Source organism: Azorhizobium oxalatiphilum, from assembly GCF_014635325.1.
Lineage (GTDB): Bacteria > Pseudomonadota > Alphaproteobacteria > Rhizobiales > Xanthobacteraceae > Azorhizobium > Azorhizobium oxalatiphilum.
Genome location: NZ_BMCT01000006.1, coordinates 143,121 through 167,456, shown reverse-complemented (window position 1 = coordinate 167,456; position 24,336 = coordinate 143,121). Strand labels below are relative to the sequence as shown.

At 69.3% G+C, this 24,336-nt stretch carries 23 protein-coding genes and 1 other RNA gene; 10 read left to right on the top strand and 14 right to left on the bottom strand.

Features of this window, described 5'->3' with window-relative positions; genetic code table 11:
- From IEW24_RS19475 to IEW24_RS28810, 4 genes are all read right to left on the bottom strand, one after another.
- Entirely contained in the window at positions 1–594 is a 594-nt protein-coding gene (locus tag IEW24_RS19475; protein ID WP_188581741.1) for an SspB family protein, read from the bottom strand.
- 138 nt (positions 595–732) lie between these two features.
- Positions 733–1,106: a transfer-messenger RNA gene (gene ssrA / locus IEW24_RS19470) on the bottom strand.
- Positions 1,107–1,296: 190 nt separating this feature from the next.
- Positions 1,297–2,226: a site-specific tyrosine recombinase XerD gene (locus IEW24_RS19465; protein WP_188582134.1), complete on the bottom strand. Its 930-nt coding sequence runs from the start codon at positions 2,224–2,226 to the stop codon at positions 1,297–1,299.
- A gap of 19 nt (positions 2,227–2,245) precedes the next feature.
- Positions 2,246–2,389: a histidine kinase gene (locus tag IEW24_RS28810; RefSeq protein WP_188581738.1), complete on the bottom strand. Its 144-nt coding sequence runs from the start codon at positions 2,387–2,389 to the stop codon at positions 2,246–2,248.
- Between the two features lie 187 nt (positions 2,390–2,576).
- Here IEW24_RS28810 and IEW24_RS28805 point away from each other — a divergent pair, with 187 nt between their 5' ends.
- The 7 genes from IEW24_RS28805 (at position 2,577) to IEW24_RS19430 (ending at position 12,190) form a co-directional block, all read left to right on the top strand.
- Positions 2,577–3,230 carry a shikimate kinase gene (locus IEW24_RS28805; protein ID WP_373870094.1) on the top strand — a complete coding sequence of 218 codons (654 nt, stop codon included), beginning with the start codon at positions 2,577–2,579 and terminating at the stop codon, positions 3,228–3,230.
- Positions 3,231–3,266: 36 nt separating this feature from the next.
- Positions 3,267–4,403, top strand: coding sequence for a 3-dehydroquinate synthase (aroB, locus tag IEW24_RS28800; protein ID WP_244644549.1), 1,137 nt, complete (start codon positions 3,267–3,269; stop codon positions 4,401–4,403).
- Positions 4,404–4,705: 302 nt separating this feature from the next.
- Positions 4,706–5,968: an aspartate kinase gene (locus IEW24_RS19450; RefSeq protein WP_188581736.1), complete on the top strand. Its 1,263-nt coding sequence runs from the start codon at positions 4,706–4,708 to the stop codon at positions 5,966–5,968.
- Between the two features lie 235 nt (positions 5,969–6,203).
- Positions 6,204–8,471 (top strand): phosphoenolpyruvate--protein phosphotransferase, encoded by a 2,268-nt coding sequence (ptsP, locus tag IEW24_RS19445; protein ID WP_188581735.1) that lies wholly within the window; start codon positions 6,204–6,206, stop codon positions 8,469–8,471.
- Positions 8,472–8,532: 61 nt separating this feature from the next.
- Positions 8,533–9,606 carry a peptide chain release factor 1 gene (prfA, locus tag IEW24_RS19440; RefSeq protein WP_188581733.1) on the top strand — a complete coding sequence of 358 codons (1,074 nt, stop codon included), beginning with the start codon at positions 8,533–8,535 and terminating at the stop codon, positions 9,604–9,606.
- 5 nt (positions 9,607–9,611) lie between these two features.
- Positions 9,612–10,478, top strand: coding sequence for a peptide chain release factor N(5)-glutamine methyltransferase (prmC, locus tag IEW24_RS19435; RefSeq protein ID WP_188581731.1), 867 nt, complete (start codon positions 9,612–9,614; stop codon positions 10,476–10,478).
- A gap of 575 nt (positions 10,479–11,053) precedes the next feature.
- Positions 11,054–12,190 (top strand): DUF4167 domain-containing protein, encoded by a 1,137-nt coding sequence (locus IEW24_RS19430; RefSeq protein ID WP_188581729.1) that lies wholly within the window; start codon positions 11,054–11,056, stop codon positions 12,188–12,190.
- Positions 12,191–12,302: 112 nt separating this feature from the next.
- Here IEW24_RS19430 and coaA read toward each other — a convergent pair whose 3' ends face one another.
- The 7 genes from coaA to hisB form a co-directional block, all read right to left on the bottom strand.
- Positions 12,303–13,265, bottom strand: coding sequence for a type I pantothenate kinase (coaA, locus tag IEW24_RS19425; RefSeq protein ID WP_188581728.1), 963 nt, complete (start codon positions 13,263–13,265; stop codon positions 12,303–12,305).
- Positions 13,266–13,419: 154 nt separating this feature from the next.
- Positions 13,420–13,749, bottom strand: coding sequence for a phosphoribosyl-ATP diphosphatase (locus IEW24_RS19420; protein WP_188581726.1), 330 nt, complete (start codon positions 13,747–13,749; stop codon positions 13,420–13,422).
- Between the two features lie 35 nt (positions 13,750–13,784).
- On the bottom strand, positions 13,785–14,561 hold the full coding sequence (gene hisF / locus IEW24_RS19415) for an imidazole glycerol phosphate synthase subunit HisF (RefSeq protein ID WP_188581724.1): 777 nt from the start codon (positions 14,559–14,561) through the stop codon (positions 13,785–13,787).
- A gap of 3 nt (positions 14,562–14,564) precedes the next feature.
- Positions 14,565–15,305 carry a 1-(5-phosphoribosyl)-5-[(5-phosphoribosylamino)methylideneamino]imidazole-4-carboxamide isomerase gene (gene hisA / locus IEW24_RS19410; protein ID WP_188581722.1) on the bottom strand — a complete coding sequence of 247 codons (741 nt, stop codon included), beginning with the start codon at positions 15,303–15,305 and terminating at the stop codon, positions 14,565–14,567.
- Positions 15,293–15,940, bottom strand: a complete 648-nt coding sequence (gene hisH, locus IEW24_RS19405; protein ID WP_188581718.1) for an imidazole glycerol phosphate synthase subunit HisH — start codon at positions 15,938–15,940, stop codon at positions 15,293–15,295. The genes hisA and hisH overlap by 13 nt, the downstream gene beginning before the upstream one ends.
- Positions 15,937–16,449, bottom strand: coding sequence for a DUF2628 domain-containing protein (locus IEW24_RS19400; protein ID WP_188581717.1), 513 nt, complete (start codon positions 16,447–16,449; stop codon positions 15,937–15,939). The genes hisH and IEW24_RS19400 overlap by 4 nt, the downstream gene beginning before the upstream one ends.
- A gap of 24 nt (positions 16,450–16,473) precedes the next feature.
- Positions 16,474–17,067 (bottom strand): imidazoleglycerol-phosphate dehydratase HisB, encoded by a 594-nt coding sequence (hisB, locus tag IEW24_RS19395; RefSeq protein ID WP_188581715.1) that lies wholly within the window; start codon positions 17,065–17,067, stop codon positions 16,474–16,476.
- 247 nt (positions 17,068–17,314) lie between these two features.
- On the opposite strand from hisB, the gene hslV reads away from it, so the two are divergent.
- From hslV to IEW24_RS19380, 3 genes are all read left to right on the top strand, one after another.
- Positions 17,315–17,857 carry an ATP-dependent protease subunit HslV gene (gene hslV, locus IEW24_RS19390; protein WP_188581713.1) on the top strand — a complete coding sequence of 181 codons (543 nt, stop codon included), beginning with the start codon at positions 17,315–17,317 and terminating at the stop codon, positions 17,855–17,857.
- Between the two features lie 82 nt (positions 17,858–17,939).
- Positions 17,940–19,247 carry an ATP-dependent protease ATPase subunit HslU gene (hslU, locus tag IEW24_RS19385; protein ID WP_188581711.1) on the top strand — a complete coding sequence of 436 codons (1,308 nt, stop codon included), beginning with the start codon at positions 17,940–17,942 and terminating at the stop codon, positions 19,245–19,247.
- Positions 19,248–19,384: 137 nt separating this feature from the next.
- Complete coding sequence (locus tag IEW24_RS19380) at positions 19,385–19,789, top strand: hypothetical protein (RefSeq protein ID WP_188581709.1); 405 nt, start codon at positions 19,385–19,387, stop codon at positions 19,787–19,789.
- A gap of 3 nt (positions 19,790–19,792) precedes the next feature.
- On the opposite strand, the gene IEW24_RS19375 is transcribed toward IEW24_RS19380, so the two are convergent.
- The 3 genes from IEW24_RS19375 to IEW24_RS19365 form a co-directional block, all read right to left on the bottom strand.
- Positions 19,793–21,640, bottom strand: coding sequence for a tetratricopeptide repeat protein (locus IEW24_RS19375; RefSeq protein WP_188581707.1), 1,848 nt, complete (start codon positions 21,638–21,640; stop codon positions 19,793–19,795).
- 401 nt (positions 21,641–22,041) lie between these two features.
- The gene (locus tag IEW24_RS19370) at positions 22,042–22,194 is read right to left on the bottom strand and encodes a DUF3309 family protein (protein WP_188581705.1); all 153 of its coding nucleotides are present in this window, start codon (positions 22,192–22,194) and stop codon (positions 22,042–22,044) included.
- A gap of 201 nt (positions 22,195–22,395) precedes the next feature.
- Positions 22,396–24,243 (bottom strand): aminopeptidase P family protein, encoded by a 1,848-nt coding sequence (locus IEW24_RS19365; protein WP_188581703.1) that lies wholly within the window; start codon positions 24,241–24,243, stop codon positions 22,396–22,398.
- Positions 24,244–24,336 lie beyond the last annotated feature (93 nt).

Sequence of the window (24,336 nt, the reverse complement as noted above, 5' to 3'; positions counted from 1 at the left end):
TCACTTCTTGCGGAAGACGTCCAGCCGCACCACTTCGGCGCCGCCGGCCGGCGGGGTCTCGCCGGTGCCTTCCTTGTCGCCGTCCGCGGGCGTCTCGGCCGTCTCGGTGGTGGCGACGGAGGGCTCGGAGCCGGCGCCACGGGGCGGCCGGGCGGCGGTGGGCAGCGAGGCCACGGGCGCGAGGGTGGCGACGGCGTCATCCTGCTCGCCATCCAGCTCCGGCTCGTCCTCGGGGGTGCCGAGATCGAACTGGAGGCCGAACTTCACCGAAGGGTCGAAGAAACCCTTCATGGCGGAGAAGGGAATGAGCAGCTTCTCGGGCACGCCGCCGAAGGACAGGCCGACCTCGAGCGCGTGCTCGGTCACGGTCATGTCCCAGAACTGGTGCTGGAGCACGATGGTCATGTCCTCGGGATACTGCTCGCGCATGCGCTGCGAGAGACGCACGCCGGGCGCGCGGGTATCGAAGGACAGATAGAAATGATGGTCGCCGGGCAGGCCGTCGCGGGCCACATCCATGAGCACGCGGCGCACGACGCCACGCAGCGCTTCCTGGGCGAGAAGATCGTAACGGATATGGTCGACCGGCGGCATGGGTCCTGCTGATGGCTCCGGCCGAAACACAGCTTACCTTATGCTACGCGACTTTCTGGTCGCGCGGAAAAGGGTCGCACCACATGGGACTTTCGTCCGCATTGAACTTGCCCGTCGGGCCGGCCGCCCCGAAAGGTAAGTGGAGGCTTCTGTTGCCAGGTGCCTCCGAACCCCGCCTAACCAGAGCTACCCGGCTAGGACTTTATTTCGGTACCTTTACCGCTCACGCGGCAACGGCAACCGGAGCATAGTTGTCATTCGCAACTATAGGACGGCCCGATATCGGCGGAACCATGCCGAGCGAAAGAAAGCCCTTTACGCCCTCGTCGATCCTGTTTCGCCCCCGCCGGAGCCCAACCCGCCAGCGTTTTCGCGCGGACGTTGTGGGCTTTGGTGGAGGCGCCGGGTACTGCCCCCGGGTCCGAAAGGTTTATTCCGACAACCGTTTATCGCCATATCCGGCTTGCGCCGGCACCTGGAATATAGGCGTCGCGCGCCGCCGATGAAAGGGGCCGCCTCAGGATAATGGGGATGGCGCCACAACCTGCCCGGCAGATCGCACCGCGTGACCACGGCCGGAGCCGGGGCATAGCCGGATACTGCCGCCCGTCGCGCCGTCGCTGGAAGGACCGCTCCGGGTGGACATGCTGCTGATCAAGGTGACGGTGACGCCGCTGCGGCGGGGATGCCGATCCCCCGCCCTCACTCCCCCGACAGCGGGTGCAGGTCGCGGACCATGCTCTTCAGGCGCTCGTCCAGGATGTGGGTGTAGATCTGCGTCGTGGAGACATCCGCATGGCCGAGCAGGGTCTGCACGATGCGCAGATCCGCGCCATGGGCCAGAAGGTGGCTGGCGAAGGCATGGCGCAGCACGTGCGGCGACAAAGAGGCGGGCGGCACGCCCGCCGCCACCGCCAGATCCTTCAGTTCCCGCGCCGCATGCTGGCGGGTCAGATGGCCGCTTTCCGCGGAGGTCGGGAACAACCAGCGGGAGGCGCCCAGCCCCGCCTCCTTGCGTGCCGCCAGATAGGCCGCCATGGCCGCCTTGGCGGCGCTGCCCAGCGGCACGAGGCGCTCCTTGCTGCCCTTGCCCGTCACCATCAGCACGTCGCGGGCGCGGGCGGCGGCGGCCGGCAGCTCCACAAGCTCGGTCACGCGCAGGCCGGTGGCATAGAGCAACTCGACGAGGCACACGCAGCGCAGCCGCCGCAGCCGCTCGCCGGGGGATGCTTCCGCCGGCACCTCGGCCACGCGGGCATGGGCGGTGTCGATGAGGCGCGTCACCTGATCGACGCTCAGCACCTTGGGCAAGGGCCGGCCGCGCTTGGGGCCTTCCAGCACGGCGGCGGGATCATCGCCGCGCATGCCCTCCGCATAGAGGAAACGGTAGAGCTGGCGGATGGCGGACAGGCGCCGCGCCACCGTGGTGGCCTTGAGGCCCCGGTCGGTGAGTTCGGCCAGATAGGCGCGGATGTCGTCGGTGTCGGCCGCGTCCACGGGTTTGACCCGCACGCCGAGAAAGTCGTCGAAATCGGCGAGGTCGCGACCATAGGCGTCGAGCGTGTGGGCGCTGGCGCCGCGCTCCACCGCCTGCATGTCGAGAAACAAGGCGATGGGGCCGGAGGCGCTCACGGGCACCTGCCGCGCGCGCTCATTTGGCGAAGCGGTCGTTGGGCACGGTGAAGCTGGTTTCCCGCTGCACCGGCTGGACCATGGTGGCGAGGGCGAAGACGCCCGCATAGGCGAGGCCGGCGAGAATGGCGACCACGAGGAGAAAGCGCAGAAGGCTCGGCACGTTGGATCTTCCGAATCGCGCTGGACATGCTTTCCTGACTGGTCGCACGCTGCGCTTGTGCTTTCAACCGGCCATTGCCGGTTCGGTCCCATGGTGCTAGGGGCGGGCCAACGGAAAATGACGCGGGTGGCCGGTCCCGAGCGGGGTACGGCATGGGGCGTGTCTCCCGGCGGCAGGGCCGGCCGGGATGGAGGAGACGGCAGTGGGTGCTCAATCGGGCCGGGGCAAGGCGGAAGGGGGCGGCACCTCCGCGCCCGAATCGCTGTTGCTGGAACGTCTCGGCACGCGCTGCATCGTGCTCGTGGGCATGCCGGGCGCCGGCAAGTCGTCTGTGGGCCGCCGCCTCGCCAAGCGCCTCGGCTTGCCCTTCATGGATGCGGACGAGGAAATCGAGCGCGCCGCCGGCATGTCCATCCCGGAGATCTTCGCCTCGCGCGGCGAGGTGGAGTTCCGCGACGGCGAGAAGCGAGTGATGATCCGCCTGCTGCAGGGGGGGCCGATCGTGCTCGCCACCGGCGGTGGGGCCTTCATGAATGCGGACACCCGCGCGGCGGTGGCCCGCCTGGGCGTGTCGGTGTGGCTGAGCGCGGATCTGGGCGTGCTGCTGCGCCGGGTGCGCAAGCGCACCGACCGGCCGCTGCTGGCGGAGGGCGATCCGGCCGAGAAGCTGGCCCGGCTGCTGGCCGCGCGCGGCGACACCTATGCGCTGGCCGATCTGACGGTGGAATCGCGCGACGCCACCCATGAGGCGGTGGTGGACGATGTGCTCGCCGCCCTCGGCACCCATTTCCAGCGCAAGGCCGAGGGGCAGGCGTCGCCCGCCCCCTCCTCCGCGCCCTGAGGCACTGGCTGCCTCTCATCTTCAGGACATTCGCCCATGACTGCCGCTTCCCCGTCTCCCGCCGCTGATCCGCGCCTCGTGCGGGTGGAACTGGGCAACCGGGCCTATGACATCGCCATCGGCCCCGGCCTGCTGGCTGGCATCGGCGCGCGCATCGCGGCGCTGCGGCCGGGCGCGCGGGTGGCCATCGTCACTGACCGCAATGTGGCGCAGCACCATCTCGGCACGGTGGAAGCCTCGCTGGCGGCAGCGGGCATCACCTCATCCGCCATCGTGATCGAGCCGGGGGAGAGTGCGAAAAGCTATGCCGGCCTTCAGCAGGTGACGGAGGGGCTGATCGCCGCCCGCATCGAGCGGCGCGACCTCGTGCTGGCGCTGGGTGGCGGCGTGGTGGGTGATCTGGCCGGCTTTGCCGCCTCGGTGGTTCGGCGCGGGCTGGATTTCGTGCAGGCTCCGACCTCTTTGCTGGCGCAGGTGGATTCGTCGGTCGGCGGCAAGACCGGCATCAATTCGCCGCAGGGCAAGAACCTCATCGGCGCCTTCCACCAGCCGGTGCTCGTGGTGGCGGATACCGGGGCGCTGGATACTTTGCCGGCGCGGGAGTTGCGCGCGGGCTATGCGGAAGTGGCCAAATACGGCCTGCTGGGCGACGCGAAACTGTTCGACTGGCTGGAAGGCGCGTGGCGCGAGATCGTCACGGGCTCGGCCGAGCGGGTGGCGGCGGTGGCCGCCTCCTGCACCGCCAAGGCGGCCATCGTCGCCCGCGACGAGACCGAGACCGGCGATCGCGCCCTGCTCAATCTCGGCCACACCTTCGGTCATGCTCTGGAGGCCGGCGCCGGCTATTCCCAGCGCCTGCTGCACGGCGAGGGCGTGTCCATCGGCATGTGCCTCGCCTTTGCCTATTCCGCCCGGCTCGGCCTGTGCTCTGGGCAGGATGTGGTGCGGGCGCAGCGGCATCTGGAAGCGGTGGGCCTGCCCACCCGCATCAGTGACGTGCCCGGCGAACTGCCCGACACCGACGGCCTGATGACCCTGATCGCGCAGGACAAGAAGGTCTCGCGCGGCCAGCTCACCTTCATCCTGACGCGGGGCATCGGCGAAGCCTTCGTGGCCAAGGACGTGGACGCGGCCAGCGTGCGCGCCTTCCTCGAAGAGATGCGGGCCGCTTGACCGCATAAATTCCAATAAAGGCGCGCCCCATTGCCGGAAGGGCGCGCGCCCGCTATTTAGCGCCGCAGTTCATCGCCTGCGGCCGCATAGGACGCCGTGGGGAGGGGTCGGGAATGTCTCAGCAGGTCGCGTTTCGCACGTCGGTTCTTGAGCGCGTTGTGGGTCTGCCCAAACGCGCCGCGACGCTGCGTCCGGCCATTATGAGCAAACGCAACGCCCGAAAATGATGCTGCGGGCGAGGCCCGCCCGCGCAGCCCGATCGTTCGTTTTCCCTGACACTGATTTTAAGAGAGGCGCGAGCAATGGCTCGGCTGGTCATGAAGTTCGGCGGCACGTCCGTCGCCAATATCGAACGCATCCGCAACGTGGCGCGCCATGTGAAGCGCGAGGTGGACGCCGGCTATCAGGTGGCGGTGGTCGTCTCCGCCATGTCCGGCAAGACCAACGAGCTGGTGGGCTGGGCCAAGGAAGCCTCCGCGCTCCATGACGCCCGCGAATACGACGCCGTGGTCGCGTCCGGCGAGCAGGTCACGTCCGGCCTGCTGGCCATCACGCTCCAGTCGCTGGGCGTGGACGCCCGCTCCTGGCAGGGCTGGCAGATCCCGATCTCCACCGACGATGCGCACGGCTCGGCCCGCATCCAGGAGGTGGACGGCACCGCGCTGATGGCCCGCCTCGATGCCGGCGAAGTGGGCGTGATCGCCGGCTTCCAGGGCATCCATCTGCCCTCCGGCCGCATCACCACGCTGGGCCGTGGCGGCTCGGACACCAGCGCGGTGGCCATTGCCGCCGCCATCGGCGCGGAGCGCTGCGACATCTATACGGACGTGGATGGGGTCTACACCACCGATCCGCGCGTGGTGCCGAAGGCCAAGCGCCTCGACCGCATCGCGTTTGAAGAAATGCTGGAGATGGCCTCGCTCGGCGCCAAGGTGCTGCAGGTCCGCTCCGTGGAACTCGCCATGGTGCATCAGGTGCGCACCTTCGTGCGCTCCAGCTTTGAAGACCCCGACGCCCCGCACATGGGCACCGTCGAGGCGGCTGGCACCCTCATCTGCGACGAGGAGGAAATCGTGGCAAACCAGATGGAAGCTCAGGTCGTCACCGGCATCGCCTTCGCCAAGGACGAGGCCCAGGTCTCGATCCGCCGCGTGGAAGACAAGCCGGGCATCGCCGCCTCGGTGTTCGTGCCGCTGGCCGATGCCCACATCAATGTGGACATGATCGTCCAGAACGTGTCGTCGGACGGCCGCTACACGGACATCACCTTCACCGTCCCCACCGCCGATTACGAGCGGGCCAAGGACGTGCTGACCAAGGCCAAGGCCGAGATCGGTTTCGAGACCGTGGAAGGCGCCACCGACGTCACCAAGGTGTCGGTGATCGGCATCGGCATGCGCTCGCATGCGGGTGTCGCGGCTGATGCCTTCAAGGCGCTGGCGGCCAAGGGCATCAACATCCGGGCCATCACCACGTCGGAGATCAAGATCTCCATCCTGATCGATGCCGCCTATACCGAGCTTGCCGTTCGGACTCTGCATTCGCTATACGGGCTGGACAGCTGACGCGGCTTCCGCCTCACGCGCCCAGCGCGAGAGGCGGGCTGCGCGCATATGTCCGGTTGAACGACGGTCGCTGAGGCGGCACGTCGTCCGGCCGCAGCGGCTCTCGTGAGAGCGCGCCGCTGCACCACCCGGCTCGCCGTGTGGTGGTATGGTGAAGTTGAGTCGCCGGGGGGCGCCATCCGCAGATCCGTTTCCGGGTTGTGGTTCCCGGCCACCTGTTTTCGAGGATGGGTCGATGCGTGGCGCGCTCGGCGGCCCCCGCGTGCTCTTGAGGCGTCTCCGCGAAGTCATGGCGGAGCCGATCAGCGCGCAGGATCGCCTGGACAAGATCGTGGTGCTGATCGCTGCCAACATGGTGGCGGAAGTCTGCTCGGTCTACGTTCTGCGCGTGGACGCGACCCTTGAGCTTTACGCAACGGAAGGTCTGAACCGCGACGCGGTGCATCTGACCGTGATGCGCACCGACGAGGGCCTCGTCGGCCATGTGGCGCGCGAGGCCGAGAGCCTCGCCCTCTCCGACGCCCAGAACCATCCCGAATATTCCTACCGTCCGGAAACGGGCGAGGAGATCTACAACTCGTTCCTCGGCGTGCCGATCCTGCGCGGCGGTAACACGCTGGGCGTGCTGGTGGTGCAGAACCGCGCCCGCCGCACCTATACGGACGAGGAGATCGAGGCGCTCCAGACCACCGCCATGGTGATGGCGGAGATGATCGCCTCCGGCGAACTGACCGCGCTCGCCAAGCCCGGCGCGGAGCCGGCCGTGCGCCGGCCACTGCATCTGACGGGTACGCCGCTGGCCGACGGCCTCGGCCTCGGCCATGTGGTGCTGCACGAGCCGCGCGTGGTGATCACCAATGTGATTGCCGACGACGTGCAGAAGGAAACCGACCGCCTCGACGGCGCCATCGGCAAGCTGCGCGCGTCCATCGACCTGCTGCTGGAGGAGGACGGCCTGTCCAAGGCCGGCGAGCATCGCGAGATCCTCGAAGCCTACCGCATGTTCGCCCATGACCGGGGCTGGATGCACCGGATGCGCGAGGCGGTGCACTCCGGCCTCACCGCCGAGGGTGCGGTGGAGCGGGTGCAGTCCGACACCCGCGCCCGCATCATGCGTGCCTCCGACCCCTATCTGCGCGAGCGCCTGCATGATCTGGACGACCTCGCCAACCGCCTGCTGCGGGAACTGACCGGCCGCCAGCGCGCCTCCGAGCGCGCGGACCTGCCGGAAAACGCCATTCTGGTCGCCCGCAACATGAGCCCGGCGGCGCTGCTGGACTATGACCGCGACCGCATCCGCGGCCTCGTGCTGGAAGAGGGCGGCACCACCAGCCACGTCACCATCGTGGCCCGCGCGCTCGGCATCGCCGCCGTGGGGCAGGTGGAGAACGCCACCAGCCTGGCCGATCCCGGCGATCCGGTGATCGTGGACGGGCTGGCGGGGCAGGTGCATCTGCGCCCGCCCGGCGACGTGGAAGAAGCCTATGCGGAGAAGGTGCGCTTCCGCGCGAAGCGGCAGGCCCGCTTTGCGGAGCTGCGCGACCGGCCGAGCGTCACCCGCGACGGCGTCGCCATCGACCTGATGCTGAACGCCGGCCTGCTGGTGGACCTGCCGCATATCGGCGAGACGGCGGCGGCGGGCATCGGCCTGTTCCGCACCGAACTCCAGTTCATGGTGGCTTCCACCTTCCCGCGCATCTCCGAACAGCTGGCGCTCTATCGCGCCGTGCTGGACGCGGCCGGCGACCGGCCCGTCACCTTCCGCACGCTGGATATCGGCGGCGACAAGGTGCTGCCCTACATGCGCACCGTGGAGGAGGAGAACCCGGCCCTTGGCTGGCGCGCCATCCGCCTCGGCCTCGACCGGCCCGGCCTGCTGCGCAGCCAGATCCGCGCCCTGCTGCGGGCGGCGGCGGGCCGCGAACTGCGCGTCATGTTCCCCATGGTGGCGGATGTGCACGAGTTCGATGCCGCCCGCACCATCCTCGAGCGCGAGCTGACCCATCTGCGCAAGCACGGCCATGCCTTGCCCGAGAAGGTCCATGTGGGCGCCATGGTGGAGGTGCCATCCCTGTTGTTCCAGCTCGACGAGATGCTGACGCGGGCGGACTTCCTCTCGGTGGGCTCCAACGATCTGGTGCAGTTCCTGTTCGCCGCCGACCGCTCCAACGTGCGCGTGGCCGATCGCTTCGATCCGCTCTCGCCGGCGGCGCTGCGCGCCTTCCGCATGGTGGCGGAAGCCGGCCTGCGCCACGGCAAGCCGGTGACGCTGTGCGGCGAGCTGGCCTCGCGGCCGCTGGAGGCCATCGCGCTGGCGGCGGTGGGGTTCCGCGCGCTGTCGCTGTCGCCGGCCTCGGTGGGGCCGGTGAAGTCGGTGATCCTCGATCTCGACGTGGGCGCGGCGCGGGCCTTGCTGCTGCCGCTGCTGGAGGATACGTCGGGCGCGGCCGAGATCCGCGCGGCGCTGCGGGCCTTCGCGGAAGACGCCGGCCTGCCGCTCTGACACTGTCCCTGAGCCTGTCCCCTTGTTCGCCCTTTTGCCGGGGCCCTGTTCTGGAAACCGCATGAGCATCGACCTGCCCACCGCCAAGCTGGACCAGCTGGTGGCCCGCCATGCGGAGGTGGAAGCCCTGCTGTCGGCCGGCGTGGAGGGCGATGAATATGTGCGCCTCGGCCGCGAGTTCTCCGACCTCTCCCCCGTCGTCGAGCAGGTGAAGGCGCTGCGCGCCGCGCAGAAGGATCTGGCCGACGCCCGCGAGCTGATGGCGGACCCGGAGATGCGTGATCTGGCGGAAAGCGAGATCGCGCGGCTGGAGGAGCTGACCGATCAGCTGGCGCAGGAGGTGCGCATCGCCCTCCTGCCCAAGGACGCCATGGACGAGCGCGGCGTCATCCTGGAAGTGCGCGCCGGCACCGGCGGCGACGAGGCTTCGCTGTTCGCGGGCGACCTGTTCCGCATGTATGGCCGCTACGCCGCCGAAAAGGGCTGGAGCGTGGAGCTGCTGTCCGAGAGCGAGGGCTCCATGGGCGGCTACAAGGAAGTGGTGGCCGCAGTCCATGGCAAGGGCGCCTATGCCCGCATGAAGTTCGAATCCGGCGTGCATCGCGTGCAGCGTGTGCCGGACACCGAGGCCTCCGGCCGCATCCACACCTCCGCCGCCACCGTGGCGGTGCTGCCCGAGGCGGAAGAGGTGGACGTGGACATCAATGAGAGCGACCTGCGCATCGACGTCTACCGGGCGCAGGGCGCGGGCGGCCAGCACGTGAACAAGACCGAGAGCGCGGTGCGCATCACCCACATCCCCACCGGCATGGTGGTGGCGGTGCAGGACGAGCGCTCGCAGCATCGCAACAAGGCGCGCGCCATGGCGCTGCTGCGCTCGCGCATGCTGGACGAGGAGCGCCTGCGCGCCGACGCCAGCCGCGCCGCCGACCGCAAGGGGCAGGTGGGCTCCGGCGATCGCTCCGAGCGCATCCGCACCTATAATTTCCCGCAGGGGCGGGTGACGGACCACCGCATCAACCTCACCCTCTACAAGCTGGAGGAGGTGATGGCGGGGCAGGCGCTGGACGAGATCGTCGATGCGCTGCTGACCGAACATCAGGCGAGCCTGATGGCCGCCGCCGAACAGGGCTGAAGCTCATGAGCACGCAGGCTCCCCTCACCATCGGCGGCCTGCGGCGGATGCTGGCGGATCGTCTCGCGCAGGCCGGGATCGACGGGCCGGATCGCGATGCAGGCCTGCTGCTCGGCCATGCGCTGGGGGCGAGCGCCGCCGCCTTGCGGGCCAATGCCAATGATCCGGTGGAGACCGTGCCCGCCGCCCATGCGGAGGCGCTGGTGGCGCAGCGCCTGAGCGGCGTGCCGGTGGCGCGCCTTGTGGGCGAGAAGGAATTCTGGAGCCTCTCCTTCGCCCTTTCCGAGGACACCCTGGTGCCGCGCCCCGACACCGAGACGGTGGTGGAGGCGGCGCTGGCGCTGGTGGCCGACCGGCAGGCGCCGCTCCGGGTGCTGGATCTGGGCACGGGCTCCGGCGCCATCCTCGCCGCGCTGCTGGTGGAGCTGCCCGGCGCGTTCGGCGTCGGGGTGGACCGGGCGGAGGGCGCGGCCCGCACCGCCCGCGACAATCTGGCGCGCGCGGGGGTTGCCGGGCGCGCCTGCGTGGTTGTGGGCGACTGGGCCGGCGCCCTGCCCGGCGGGTTCGACCTCGTGGTGTCCAACCCGCCCTATATCCCGAGCATCGACATCGTCGGCCTCGCCATCGAGGTGCGCGACAATGATCCCCTCGCGGCGCTGGACGGCGGACCCGACGGCCTTGATTCGTATCGCGAGATCATCCGCGAGGCGGGGCGGCTTCTGGTATCCGGCGGCCATCTGGTGCTGGAGCTGGGGATCGGGCAGGAAGCGGACGTGGCGACCTTGCTGCGGGGCGAAGGACTGGAAACGCTGGGGCCGGCGCGTTGCGATCTCGGCGGTATCGCGCGGGCGTTGAGTGCGCGTCGGCCTTGAGCCGACGACGGATTTTCTTTGCCGCAATGCGGCGAGAATCAAAAAACCGCTTGGAAGCGGGGGGCGAACTCGATAGTGTCCCAACAGGTGTCGAACCGATGCGACGGCCCAAGCGGCCGGTGCGAGCTTCCGAAATCTGGATAGGATAACTCGGACGCTGTGGAAGGCGGATAGCCGGCGGTGCGGATGAACGCATGGCTGAAGCACCTTCCCGGGACGGCCCATGACGCTAGCTTCTCGCGTTCAGGGCATGTCCATGACAGCGAGGTTTGACGTGGCTTGCCGCGCTAGAGGCGCGGAGCGAGGCTCATGGTCATACAGATCCAGACTTTCTTTTGTCCGGCATGTCCGTGACGGCCGACGAGGACCATAGCCTCGTGGACGCCCGGCAGCTTGCGGCACGCGGGTTTCTGGCACGCAGCTTTGCGGCGGCCCGCAGTCGCACCGGATTTCTTCGATCGCCGGCCGGACCGGTGGCCGTCTCAGGCCCCGGTCTTTCGGTTCGGACGCATACGGCGGCGGCACAGCCGAGTGAGTAGAGAACGATCCTCATGAGAAATGGTCAGCAGAAGCGTATGCGCGGCCGCACGAACCGCCGCAGCTCGAACCCGATGACGCGGGTTTACGAATCCAATGGGCCGGACGTGAAGGTGCGTGGCACCGCGCATCATATTGCCGAGAAGTATCAGCAGCTTGCCCGCGACGCCCAGTCGTCCGGAGATCATGTGGCGGCTGAAAACTACTATCAGCATGCCGAGCACTATCAGCGCCTCATCGCTGCCCTGCAGGGCCAGTTCGGCACCCAGCCCGGCTTCGGCCGCGAGGACGAGGGTGACGAGGACGAGATGGAGGACGGTGGCGGCTTCGACGCGCCCCAGCCGAACTACCAGCCGCGCGAGCAGGGCTACCAGCCCCGCGACAATCGCCAGCAGCGCGACAACCGCCAGGGCGGCAACCAGCAGCGCCGCAACCGGGACGAGGACGGCGAGGGCAATTACCAGCCGCGCGAGTTCCGCGGACCGCGCCGCGAGGATGGCGAGGGCAACTACCAGCCGCGCCAGCCGCGCGAGGATCGTCAGCCCCGTGAAGATCGCCAGCCCCGCTATTCGCGTGAGGACGGCGAGGGCTATGGCCGCTCTCCGCGCCCCCCGCGCGAGGATCGTCAGCCGCGTGAGGACCGCCAGCCCCGCGAAGAGCGTCAGCTCCGCGAGGAACGCCAGCCCCGTGAAGACCGCCAGCCCCGCGAGGAGCGTTCGCCGCGCGAGGAGGCCGAGGTTCCCTATGCGGTGCGCGCGCCGCGTCCGCCGCGTGAGGAGCGCCTTCCCCGTGAAGAGCGCCAGCCGCGCGAGGATCGCGCCCCCCGCGAGGAAGGCGAGGGCTATGCGCCCCGCCCTGCCCGCGAGCCGCGTGAACCCCGTGAGCCCCGCCAGCCGCGCGTGACCGAGGAAGTGGCTGAGGTCGCGGCGCCCGCGCCCACCCCGGCTCCCCGCTCGCGCTCGCGCAAGGTGGTCGAGGAGGCGCAGCCGGAACTGGGCCTGCCGTCCTTCATCACCGGCGCGTCGGCCACGAAGAGCCGCGCTGCGGCCCCCGCCGCTCCCACCGAGGAGCAGGCCGAGGACGCTCCGCGCTTCCCCACCCGCCGCCGCCGCCGCGTCCGCTCGGCGGACGAGGATACGGACAGCGCACCGGCGACCGACACCGCCGAATCGTGAGCCACGGCCGGGCGCCTGCGCCCGGCTTCGGTGCCACCCGGATACGAAAAAGGCCCCGCATTGCGGGGCCTTTTTTGTTTCGGGGCGCGTGTCGCGCGGGCCGGAGGACACCTCACAGCTTGCGCAGCTGCACCTCTTCCACCTCGTGGTCGCCGGACTTGCGCAGGATGAGGTCCGCGCGCTGGCGCGTCGGCAGGATGTTCTCGCGCAGGTTCGGCAGGTTGATCCGGTGCCAGATGGACAGCGCCGTCTCCCGCGCTTCCTCTTCGGAGAGCTTGGAGTAGCGGTGGAAGTAGGACAGCGGATCCTTGAACGCCGTCTCCCGCAGCCGCATGAAGCGCTGCACGTACCAGTGCTCCAGCACGTCCTCCTCGGCGTCGATATAGACCGAGAAGTCGAAGAAGTCGGACACGAACGGAATGGCCTTGCCGTCGCGCGGCGGACGCCCCGTCTGAAGCACGTTCAGTCCCTCGACGATGAGGATGTCCGGGCGGTCCACCTCCACCACCTGATCGGGCATCACGTCGTAGAAGAAGTGGGAATAGAGCGGCGCCTTCACCGGCCGGCGGCCGGCCTTGATGTCGGTGAGGAAGCGCAGCAGCAGCGAGAGGTCGTAGCTTTCCGGAAAGCCCTTCTTCTCCATCAGCCCCTCGCGCTCCAGCACCGCATTGGGCAGCAGGAAGCCGTCGGTGGTGACGAGGCTGACCTTCGGCGTGTTCGGCCAGCGCGCCAGCAGCGCCTCCAGCACGCGCGCGGTGGTGGACTTGCCCACCGCCACCGAGCCCGCCACGCCGATGATGTAGGGCATCTTGCCCTCGTCATTGCTGTGGTGGTCGAGGAAGTGGCTCATGGCGCGGAACAGCTTCTGCGTCGCCCCCACATAGAGCGACAGCAGGCGCGAGAGCGGCAGGTAGATTTCCTCCACCTCGCGCAGGGACAGAAGGTCGTTCAGGCCCTGAAGACGCGCGATCTCCTCCTGCCGCAACGGCATGGGGGTATCTTCGCGCAGCTGTGCCCATGCCTGTCGCCCGAAGTGGCGATAGGGGGAAAGGCCAGGGTCAAGCCGTTGATCCATATAAACTGTCTCCTCCCGAGACCGCTCCAGAGCCGGACCCTGCCAGATCGTTTCCGTCTGATCGCTGGTTCCGCCTCTGACCCCTACCGGGAGAACGTCCTACCAATCACGGCGCGGCTGCGCCTTGATCGGAACGGTCTCCCGCCCTGTCGGCTCAGCTTCGTGGTCTCGAAGCTTTTTCTTGATGGCCGGACTGGCTGGTACGGCGTGCCAGCTCCGCATGGACGTCATCCAGCGGAACGCCTTTGGCGTGCAGGAGAACGGCCAGATGGTAAAGGAGATCGGCAGCCTCCGACACCACTTCCATAGTCGACCCCCCGACCGCCGCGAGGGCGATCTCGACGCCTTCCTCGCCCACTTTCTGGGCGCACTTGGCGATGCCCTTGTCGAGCAGGGAACGGGTGTAGGAGGCGCCCGCATCGGTCTGCGCGCGCGCGGCGACGATGCGCTCCAGATCGGCAAGGGTGACGCGGTCTTCGCTCATGTCATGCTGCCTTGATCGGACCTGCGAAGCAGGTGTCAGGTGTCCAGCCGCACCGGCAGGCCCGCCTCCGCGAGGCGCTCCTTGGCCTGGCGCACGGTGAAGGTGCCGAAGTGGAAGATGGAGGCGGCCAGCACGGCGGTGGCGCCGCCCTCGCGGATGCCATCCACCATGTGGTCCAGCGTGCCGACGCCGCCGGAGGCGATCACCGGCACATGCACCGCATCCGCCACGGCGCGGGTGAGCGCGGTATCGAAGCCGATGCCGGTGCCGTCGCGGTCCATGGAGGTCAGCAGCAGCTCGCCGGCGCCCAGATCCACCACCTCGCGGGCATACTCCACCACGTCGATGCCGGTGGGCTTGCGCCCGCCATGGGTGAAGATCTCCCAGCGCGGCGTCTCGCCGGGGCCGGACACCTGCTTGGCGTCGATGGCCACCACCACGCACTGCTCGCCGAACTTCTCCGCCGCCTCGCCCACGAAGGCGCGGCGGTTCACGGCGGCGGTGTTGATGGCCACCTTGTCGGCACCCGCCTGAAGGAGGGCGCGGACATCGTCTACGGTGCGCACGCCACCGCCCACGGTGAGCGGCATGAAGCACTGCTCGGCGGTGCGGCGCACCACATCGAGGATGGTGCCCCGGTTCTCGTGGCTGGCGGTGATGTCGAGGAAGGTCAGTTCGTCGGCGCCGGCCGCGTCATAGGCGCGGGCGGATTCCACCGGATCGCCGGCATCGCGCAGATCGACGAACTGGACGCCCTTCACCACGCGACCGTCCTTGACGTCGAGGCAGGGGATGACGCGGACCTTCAGCATGGGTCAGCTCCGCCCGGCCACGAGCGCCAGAGCCGCGCCGGGATCGAGGCGGCCGTCATAGAGCGCGCGGCCGGTGATGGCGCCGGCCAGCTTCTTCGCCCGCGGCTCAAGCAGGGCCTCCACATCCGCCAGCGAGGCGAGGCCGCCGGAGGCGATCACCGGGATCGACACCGCGTCCGCCAGAGCGATGGTGGCGTCCATGTTCAGGCCCTTCAGCAGGCCGTCGCGGGCGATGTCGGTGTAGATGATGGCGGCGACGCCCGCATCCTCGAAGCGCTTGGCGATGTCCACCGCCGGCAGGTCCGAGGTCTCGGCCCAGCCCTGCACGGCGACGTTGCCGTCGCGGGCATCGAGACCCACCACCACGCGGCCGGGATGGGCCTTGGCGGCAGCCTTGACGAACTCGGGGTCGCGCACGGCGGCGGTGCCGAGGATGACGCGGGTCACGCCCTTCTCCAGCCAGCCGTCCACCGTCTTCATGTCGCGGATGCCGCCGCCCAGCTGCACCGGGATGGAGACGGTCTCCAGGATGCGGTCCACGGCGGCCGCGTTCACCGGATGGCCGGCGAAGGCGCCGTTGAGGTCCACGAGGTGCAGATAGCGGAAGCCCAGCGCCTCGAACTCGCCCGCCTGGCTGGCGGGGTCGCGGTTGAACACGGTGGCCCGGTCCATGTCGCCCTGTTCCAGGCGCACGGCGAGGCCGTCTTTCAGGTCGATGGCGGGAAAGAGGATCACGGGCGCCACTTCAGGAAATTGGCGAGAAGCGCGAGGCCAAGCCGCTGGCTCTTCTCGGGGTGGAACTGGGTGCCGGCCACGTTGTCGCGCGCGACGATGGCGGTGATGGTGCCGGCATAGTCGGTGGTCGCGACAAGGTCCGCCGGATCGGCGAGCTTGAAGGCGTAGGAATGCACGAAATAGGCGTGCAGGCCGCCGGCACCCGTGGGGATGCCGTCGAGCAGGGCGTGCTCACGGGCGGGGTTGAGCGTGTTCCAGCCCATGTGCGGGATCTTGAGGCTCGGGTCGGACGGCGTGATGCGGTCCACTTCGCCCCCGATCCAGCCGAGGCCGGACGTCACGCCATGCTCCAGCCCGCGCTCGGCCAGCAGCTGGAGGCCGACGCAGATGCCGAGGAAGGGGCGGCCCTTGCCGTGCACGGTGTCTTCCAGCGCGTCCACCATGCCGGGCACGGCATCGAGGCCGCGACGGCAGTCGGCGAAGGCGCCGACGCCGGGCAGCACCACGCGGTCGGCGGCGCGCACCACGTCGGGATCGCTGGTGACGACCACGCGCTCGGCCCCCGTGTCGAGGGCGGCGCGCTCGATGGCCTTGGCTGCGGAATGCAGGTTTCCGGAGCCGTAATCGACGATGGCGACGGTCATGAGGGATAAGGCTCCGCCAGGCCGCCGATCACCGGGCCGGGCTGTTTGGATGGGCGGCCGCCGGAAACGGCCGACGCTTGGGGCGGCAGCGGCGGAGGAAGCGGCGGCGGGACGGCCGACACGACGGTCGGCGTCCACTGCGCGAAGAAGCGGTGCTCGGCTTCCAGTATGTCGCGGGCGACCACGGTGCCGGCCTCCGCATAGCCCTGCCACAGCAGCTTGCGGATGCGCAGCGCGGACAGTTCCAGCGCGATCAGCACATGGAAACCAAGGGTGACGGCGCCGGTGACGGTGTCATCTAGGCCGAAACGCTGCTCGGCCACGCCGAGGATGATGGCCACCACCACATAGGCGGCGAACACCAGCCACAGCCCGTAGCGCAGCAGCACGAGGGGGGCGAAGAGCAGGGCGAGCCAGGAGAAGCGCTCGCGCACGAACACCACGCGCTCCGCCGCGCGCAGCGGAGTGTCACCCCAAGCCTGCTTTTCCAGAACGGTCCAGCTCGCCATGCCGTCTCCTCCTCCCCGGCCTCCTCAGCCGCCGAGGGCGCCCTTGGTGGAGGGGATCTCGCCGGCCATGGCCGGATCGATGGCCACCGCCGTGCGCAGCGCGCGGGCGAGGCCCTTGAAGCAGCTCTCGGCGATGTGGTGGGCGTTGTCGCCGTAGAGCGTCTCCACATGCAGCGTCACGCCGGCATTGATGGCGAACGCCTGGAAGAACTCGCGCACCAGCTCGGTGTCGAATTCGCCGATCTTGCCCACCTTGAACTCGGTGCGGAAGACGAGGAACGGGCGGCCGGAGATGTCCAGCGCCACGCGGGTCAGCGTCTCGTCCATGGGCAGGTGCAGGTCGGCATAGCGGGTGATGCCGCGCATGTCGCCGAGCGCGCGCTTCACCGCCTGGCCGAGCACGATGCCCACGTCTTCCGTGGTGTGGTGGAAGTCCACATGCAGGTCGCCCTCCGCCTGCACTTCGAGATCGAAGCGGGCGTGGCGGGCGAGCAGGTCGAGCATATGGTCGAAGAAGCCGATGCCCGTGGAAATGGCGACGCGACCCGTTCCGTCCAGATTGACGGCAAGGCGCACCTTCGTTTCTTTGGTCTCGCGGACGATTTCGGCCTGACGCATGGATCCCGGCTCTTCTCTGGAGCATCGGAGGACGATTCACCGATCTTCCGGAAACCGGCCGATCGGATCGCGCTCCAAGGCGGCGCGTTCTAGCAGGTACGGTGCTGCAATGCCATATGGCGGACATATGACATGCGCGATGCTGTCATGTGCGGGGATGGCGTCCCTGCCGCATACCTCCGGTGGAAGGCAGACGTTGCGCCAGCGGCGGAAGGTCTTAAGTAAGGCATCGTCAGCGGAGCCTTATATGCATTCTCCCGATACGATTTACGGCACAACCATCGTCACCGTGCGCAAGGGCAATCGCGTCGCCATCGCCGGCGACGGGCAGGTCACGCTTGGTCAGACCGTCCTGAAATCAAACGCCCGCAAGGTGCGGCGGCTCGGCAAGGGCGATGTGATCGGCGGCTTTGCCGGCGCCACCGCCGATGCCTTCACGCTCTTCGAGCGGCTTGAGGCCAAGCTTGAGCAATATCCCGGCCAGTTGCAGCGCGCGGCCGTGGAGCTGGCCAAGGACTGGCGCACCGACCGCTATCTGCGCCGACTGGAGGCCATGATGATCGTGGCGGACGCGCAGGTCTCCCTCGTGCTCACCGGCACCGGCGACGTGCTGGAGCCGGAGGCGGGGGTCGCCGGCATCGGCTCGGGCGGCATGTATGCGCTCGCCGCCGCCCGCGCCCTGCTCGACCGCGAGGAGGATCCGGAGGCCATCGTGCGGCGCTCGCTGGAGATCGCGGCCGACATCTGCGTCTATACCAATCGCAACATCATCGTGGAGACGGTGGGCTGACGCCTGCCTGCCGCCACTCCTCTCGCGCCCGCGCGGTCCGCGCCGCGGGCGCCGACAGACCCGGATCCGAAGAACAGCAGCCATGACCGACTTTTCCCCCCGCGAGATCGTCTCGGAACTCGACCGCCACATCGTCGGCCAGTCCAAGGCCAAGAGGGCGGTGGCCATCGCGCTGCGCAACCGCTGGCGCCGGCAGCAGCTGGAAGGCCAGATGCGCGAGGAGGTTCTGCCGAAGAACATCCTCATGATCGGCCCCACCGGCGTCGGCAAGACCGAGATTTCCCGCCGCCTCGCCCGCCTCGCGGGCGCGCCCTTCCTGAAGGTGGAAGCCACCAAGTTCACGGAAGTGGGCTACGTGGGCCGCGACGTGGAGCAGATCGTCCGCGATCTCGTGGAGGTGGGCATCGGCCTCGTGCGCGAGCAGAAGCGCAAGGACGTGCAGGCGCGCGCGCATCTGGCCGCCGAGGAGCGGGTGCTGGATGCGCTGGTCGGCGCCGGCTCCTCCGCCGCCACCCGTGACGCCTTCCGCAAGAAGCTGCGCTCGGGCGAGATGGACGACAAGGAAGTGGAGATCGAGGTGCAGGCCGGTGCGCCGGGCATGCCCATGTTCGAGATCCCCGGCATGCCCGGCGCCCAGATGGGCGCGGTGTCCATCGGCGACATGCTGGGCAAGGCCTTCGGCGGCCGCACCAAGGCCCGCCGGGTGCTGGTGAAGGACGCCCATCCCCTCCTCCTGACCGAGGAGGCCGACAAGCTCATCGACCAGGACGCCACCACGCAGGAAGCGATCTATGCGGTGGAGAACAACGGCATCGTGTTCCTGGACGAGATCGACAAGATCGCCGGCCGCGAGGGGCGCTCGGGCGCGGACGTGTCCCGCGAGGGCGTGCAGCGCGACCTGCTGCCGCTGATCGAGGGCACCACCGTCTCCACCAAGCATGGCCCGGTGAAGACGGACCACATCCTCTTCATCGCCTCGGGCGCCTTCCATGTGTCGAAGCCCTCGGACCTGCTCCCCGAGCTTCAGGGCCGCCTGCCGATCCGCGTGGAGCTGGAGGCGCTGACCCGCGCCGATTTCGTGCGCATCCTCACCGAAACCGAGGCCAGCCTCGTCAAGCAGTCCCTCGCCCTCATGGGCACGGAAGGCGTGACGCTGGAGATCACCCCGGATGCGGTGGAGGCCATTGCCGACGTGGCGGTGGAGGTGAATTCCAGCGTCGAGAACATCGGCGCCCGTCGTCTCCAGACGGTGATGGAGCGGGTGCTGGACGATCTGTCCTTCACCGCCCCCGACCGCTCGGGCGAGACCATCGTGATCGACGCCACCTATGTGCGCGACCGCGTGGCGGATCTGGCCAAAAACGCCGATCTCAGCCGCTACATTCTCTGAAGCGATCCACAGGCGATGGCGGGCGCGGGGCCCGGCATCGCCTGTGGTCCCCGGCGTTGATCGCCGCGTCTGTCCCTACCCCCGCAGGTGCCCGTGCCCCTCCGCTTCCGACCATCGCCCGCACCCGCAAATGGCCGGTGCAAGCGCGCGTGCTGCTGGCGCTGCTGGTGCTTTATCTGGCGGCCATGGCCGCCGCCTATGGCGTCATCATCCACAAGGCGCGGGCGCAGTTCGGTGACGACTATGCTTATGTCGCCCCGCGCATCGGCTGGTTTCCCTCCACCAGCGGCAAGTTCAAGAAGCTGGTCTGCTCGGACAGCCCCTTCATCATCCGGCCGGACAAGATCCTGCTCACCAACGCGCTGAACGACGCCCGGATCGACATGTGGCGGCCGTGGGACATCCCCATCCACTTCGGCGTGCTGAAGGACGGCCAGCTGCATCACTGGAGCTTTGGCGCGTTCGATTTCGTTGCGCCCGTGGACAGCTTCGCCTTCAACGTGGCGGCGCAACGGTGCCGCGGCGGACGGGAGCTGGAGTAACGTTCAGCCGCGCTGCTGGATGCCGGTCATGGCGCGGGGGGTGAGGCCTGCCTTTTCCAGTTCGTCTAGCGCCGGTTCGGCCACGCTGGAGAAGGGCAGGAGCGTATGCACCACGCGGCGCACTCCCGCTGCCCCGCCGGGGGTGTCGCGGGTCAGGGCCTGCACCACCTCGCGCTCCTCATCCGCCCGGCCCAGCGTGTGCAGCGCCAGCGCCAGCGCCACGCGGGTCTGCGGGGTCGGGTGCAGCTGGAGCGGCGTCACCACGGATCCGGCCGCATGGGCGTCCTCGCGCATGAAGGCGGATATGGCGAGATAGGCTTCCTGCAGGGGCGTGCGCAGGGCGCCATGGGCGCGGGCATAGGTGAGCAGCGCCTCGCCCTGCTCCGGCTGGCCGAGGCCGATCAGCACCGTGCCCATGTCCGCCGTGGCGTCATAATCCAGCGGGTTCAGCGTGCGCACGCGCTCCACGGCGGCCATCGCCGCCTCCCGCTCGCCGCGTGAAAAGTCCACCTTGGCCAGAACGCGGGCGGCATAGGCGCTGGTGGGCAGAAGGTCGGCGGCCAGTTCCGCTTCGCGCAGCATCTTCTGGTCCCGGTCGGTGTCGGGCGGGCTTTCCGGATTGCGCAGCATCTCGTCCAGCATCAGCTGGGCGCGCACCGCATGGGCGAGCACGAAGCCCGAATGCTGGCCGGCGGCCTGCGCCAGACAGTCCTGCACGGCGCTGGCGGCGGACTGCGGCTCCACCGCCCGGCTCAGCGCGTGCAGGCGGGCGATGCAGCCGAAGCCGGACGGGGTCTCGTCGGCGCGGGCCTGCGCGCGGGCGCGGGTGGGCAGCACGCCATAGGACTGCATCAGCGCCACCGAGATGTCGCGCACCAGCCGCTGCTCGGTGGCGGGCATGTCGGCTCCGCGCCGCAGGCTCTCGAAGGCGGACGACCAGACGATGGTGCCCTCGCAGCGGTCCACGAGGCGGACCAGCAGCGAGAAGGAGCCGTCATCGCGGCCCTCGGCGAGACCGGACAGAGCGAAGACCGAGCGCGGCGGCGGATCGCGGCATTCGCGCACGGAGGCTTCCTGTCCGGGCTCCATCACGTCCACGAAGTCGAAGCGGGCAAAGGCATCGCGCAGGCGGGCCTCGATGGCGTGGGTCTCGGCCAGCGTGGGGGCGCGGCTGCCGACGGTCTCGAACGGGCGCACGTCCAGCACCGGCATGCCGAGCCGGTCGGCAAGGTCGCGGGGGCCTTCATGGGCAAGGCCGAGCGCCCGGCCGAGCGTATCGGCGGTATCCACCCCGTAGCGCAGGCTGGTCCAGCCAAGCCCCGCGCCCAGCAGCAGGAGCAGCGCCACGACCGCGCCACGCGCGACCAGCCGGCGGGGCGCAGGCGGGGCAGGCGGGAGCATCACCGGCAAAGCGGCGGGCAGCAGCTCGGGCTCCGGGGCCGGCTCCACGGCATCGCCGCGCGGGCGGAACTGGGGCACATAGCTGCCCTTCGGAATGACGATTTCCAGCGTCTCTTCCGGGCCGACGGTGGAATAATAGCGCTCCAGCGCGCGGCGCAGGCGGGTCGCCTCCACGCGGACGATGGGATCGCTCTGCGGATCGAAGGAGGTCGGACGCCCCAGCGCCTCCACGGCGATGGTGTAGCCCTTGATCTCGTCGGCGCGGCCGGCCAGCTTGGCCTCGACCACGAAACGCAGGAAATCGGCGAGACGCGGGGAGGAGACGAACTCCTCGGCGGCCAGCACCCGTGCCAGTGCGGCACGGGCCAGCGCGGCTTCGTCCGCCACGGCTCCCGGATCCTGCCCCGGATCCCGCTCCGGACCCTCGGCGCCGTCCGTCACCATGTCCATCTCAGTGCCCCTTCCGTCCCGCCGGGCGCGGGCGCGCGCCATCCACGGGGCCGGCGGCAGTCTCGGTGCTCGGGGCGGCGCGGCGGGGGCGGAGGGCGTTGGACGGGTGACGTACGGTCATAATGCTCTTTTCGGCCAGCCTGCCCCGGGGCGCAAGGGGCGATGCGCACCCTGAGACTTCACCGGGGGCGGCTGAAGGTGAGCAAACCTAACGGCATGTGCGATTTGCGCCACTGCCCGCAGCGCAACTTCACGCTCAAATGCGCGTGTCTGCTGGGCGCGTGGGCGGGGAAGAGACCATGCCAACGAAAAACCCGGGGTGTCGCCACCCCGGGTTTTGGACGATTTCCATTGTTGCCCGGCGTCGGAGCCTGTCCGGCGCGACCGGTCTGGACCTGGGTCTACAGGCGTCCGGTCAAGGCCAGAACAATGACGATGATGAGCAGCACGCCCACGATGCCGCCGGGCCCATAACCCCAGTTGCCGCTATAGCCCCATGTGGGAAGGGCGCCCACGAGCAGCAGAACCAAGATGATGATCAGAATAGTCGACATGGTGTTTCCTTGCTCTCTGTCACCTTTGCTGAAATAACGCGCCCTTCCAGCAAAGGTTCCGCAAGGATCCGGTCTTTCGGCGGGAGGTTAACGGCGCAAAGGAGCCGAGCAAACGCCCTCCGGACCGGAGATATCACCACGCCGATATGACGTAAGGGGAAGTATCCGCCGGCCCGGGCCGGCCGGCGGAAAACACAGGCCTCAGGCGAGCGGCGCGGTGGCTTTGGCGAGCCAGGCGCGGGTGTCGTCATCCATCAGCGGCCCCACCTCGGCGGCGACACGGGCGTGATAGGCGTCCATCCACAGCACCTCGGCCGCGTCCAGCAGGCTCACCTCGATGAGGCGGCGGTCGATGGGGGCGAGCGTCAGCGTCTCGAAGGCGAGGCATTTCTTCTCTGCCCCGTCCACCGCGCGGGGGGCGACCAGCAGCAGGTTCTCGATGCGGATGCCATAGGCGCCGGCCTTGTAGAAGCCGGGCTCGTTGGAGAGGATCATGCCCGCCTCCAGCGCCACGGTGCCGAGCTTGGAAATGCGCGCCGGCCCCTCATGCACCGAGAGCACCGCGCCCACGCCATGGCCGGTGCCATGCTCGAAATCCAGCCCCGCCGCCCACAGATACTGGCGGGCCAGCGGATCGAGCTGGGCGCCCGTGGTGCCCTCCGGAAACACCGCGCGGGCCAGCGCGATGTGGCCCTTCAGCACCAGCGTGAAATGGCGACGCATATCGGCGCTGGGCGTGCCGACCGCGATGGTGCGGGTCACGTCCGTGGTGCCGTCCGGATATTGCGCGCCGGAATCCAGCAGGAACAGCTCGCCCGTCCCGATGGTGCGGTTGCTGGCGCGGGTGACGCGATAATGCACGATGGCCCCGTTCGGCCCCGCCCCCGAGATGGTGGGGAAGGAGACGTCGGCAAGGTCGCCATTGGCGGCGCGGAAGGTCTCCAGCGCCTCCACCGCGTCGATCTCGGTGAGGCTGCCCGTGGCCGCGGCGGCATCGAACCAGTGCAGGAACCGTGTGAGCGCGGCGCCGTCGCGCACATGGGCGGCGGTCATGCCGGCGATCTCGGCCGCATTCTTGCGCGCCTTCAGCGCGCTCACCGGATCGGCGCCCTTGGCGACCGTTCCCCCGGCCCGCTCCACCACCTCGGCCAGATGCACGGGGGCGGTGGCCTGATCGAGCCGCAGGGTCTTGCCCGGCGCGAAGGCGGCGAGCGCGGGCTCCAGATCGGTCTCGGGCCGGATGTCGGCCGCAGGGGCGAGGGCATCGCGCACGCTGTTGGAGAGCTTGGCGGGATCGATGAAGAGCAGCGGCTGGCCCTCGCGCGGCACCAGCGACCAGGACAGCGGCAGCGGCGTGTGGGCCACGTCGCCGCCACGGATATTGAACAGCCAGGCGGTGGCGTGCGGATCGGTGATGAGGGCCGCATCCACCTTGGCCTTGGTCAGCGCCGCGCGTACGCGCGTGAGCTTGTCGGCGATGCTCTCGCCTGCGATGGTCCCGTCATGCAGGCGCACGGGGGCTGCGGGCGGGGGCGGCCGGTCGGGCCAGATGGCGGCGATGGGATCTTCGGGCACCGCCACCAGCACGCCGCGCGCTTCCGCCACCGCCCGCGCGTATTTCTCACGCCCATCCAGCGTGGTGCGCCACGGATCGAAGCTGAGCGAGGTGCCGGCGGGCAGGTTCGCCTCCAGCCAGCGATCGGGCGAGATCTCGGCCAGCGGCACCACGGTGAAGGCGGTGCCATCCACCTGCTGGGCGGCCTGAAGCGTGTAGCGCCCATCCACGAACAGGGCCGCCACGTCCGGCAGCACGATGAGCAGGCCGGCCGAGCCGGTGAATCCCGTCAGCCACGCAAGGCGCTCCTCGGCGGGCGGCACATATTCGTTCTGGTGGGCATCGGCGCGCGGCACGATGTAGCCGTCGATGCCGCGCCTTGCGAGCTCCTCCCGGAGCGCCTTCAGGCGCGCCGGCCCGGCGCTGCCGTCGGCGGTCTCCTCGAAGGACTGGAAGCGGGCATGGAAGGGCGGGAGGGGCAGGGGCTGTGACATGAAGCGAGCATAGAGGCTGATGGAACCCGGGTGAATCACCTTGAAGTCGGGAAATCGCTCTCAGGGGGGAGGCGGGCTGTCGGGCACGGTATG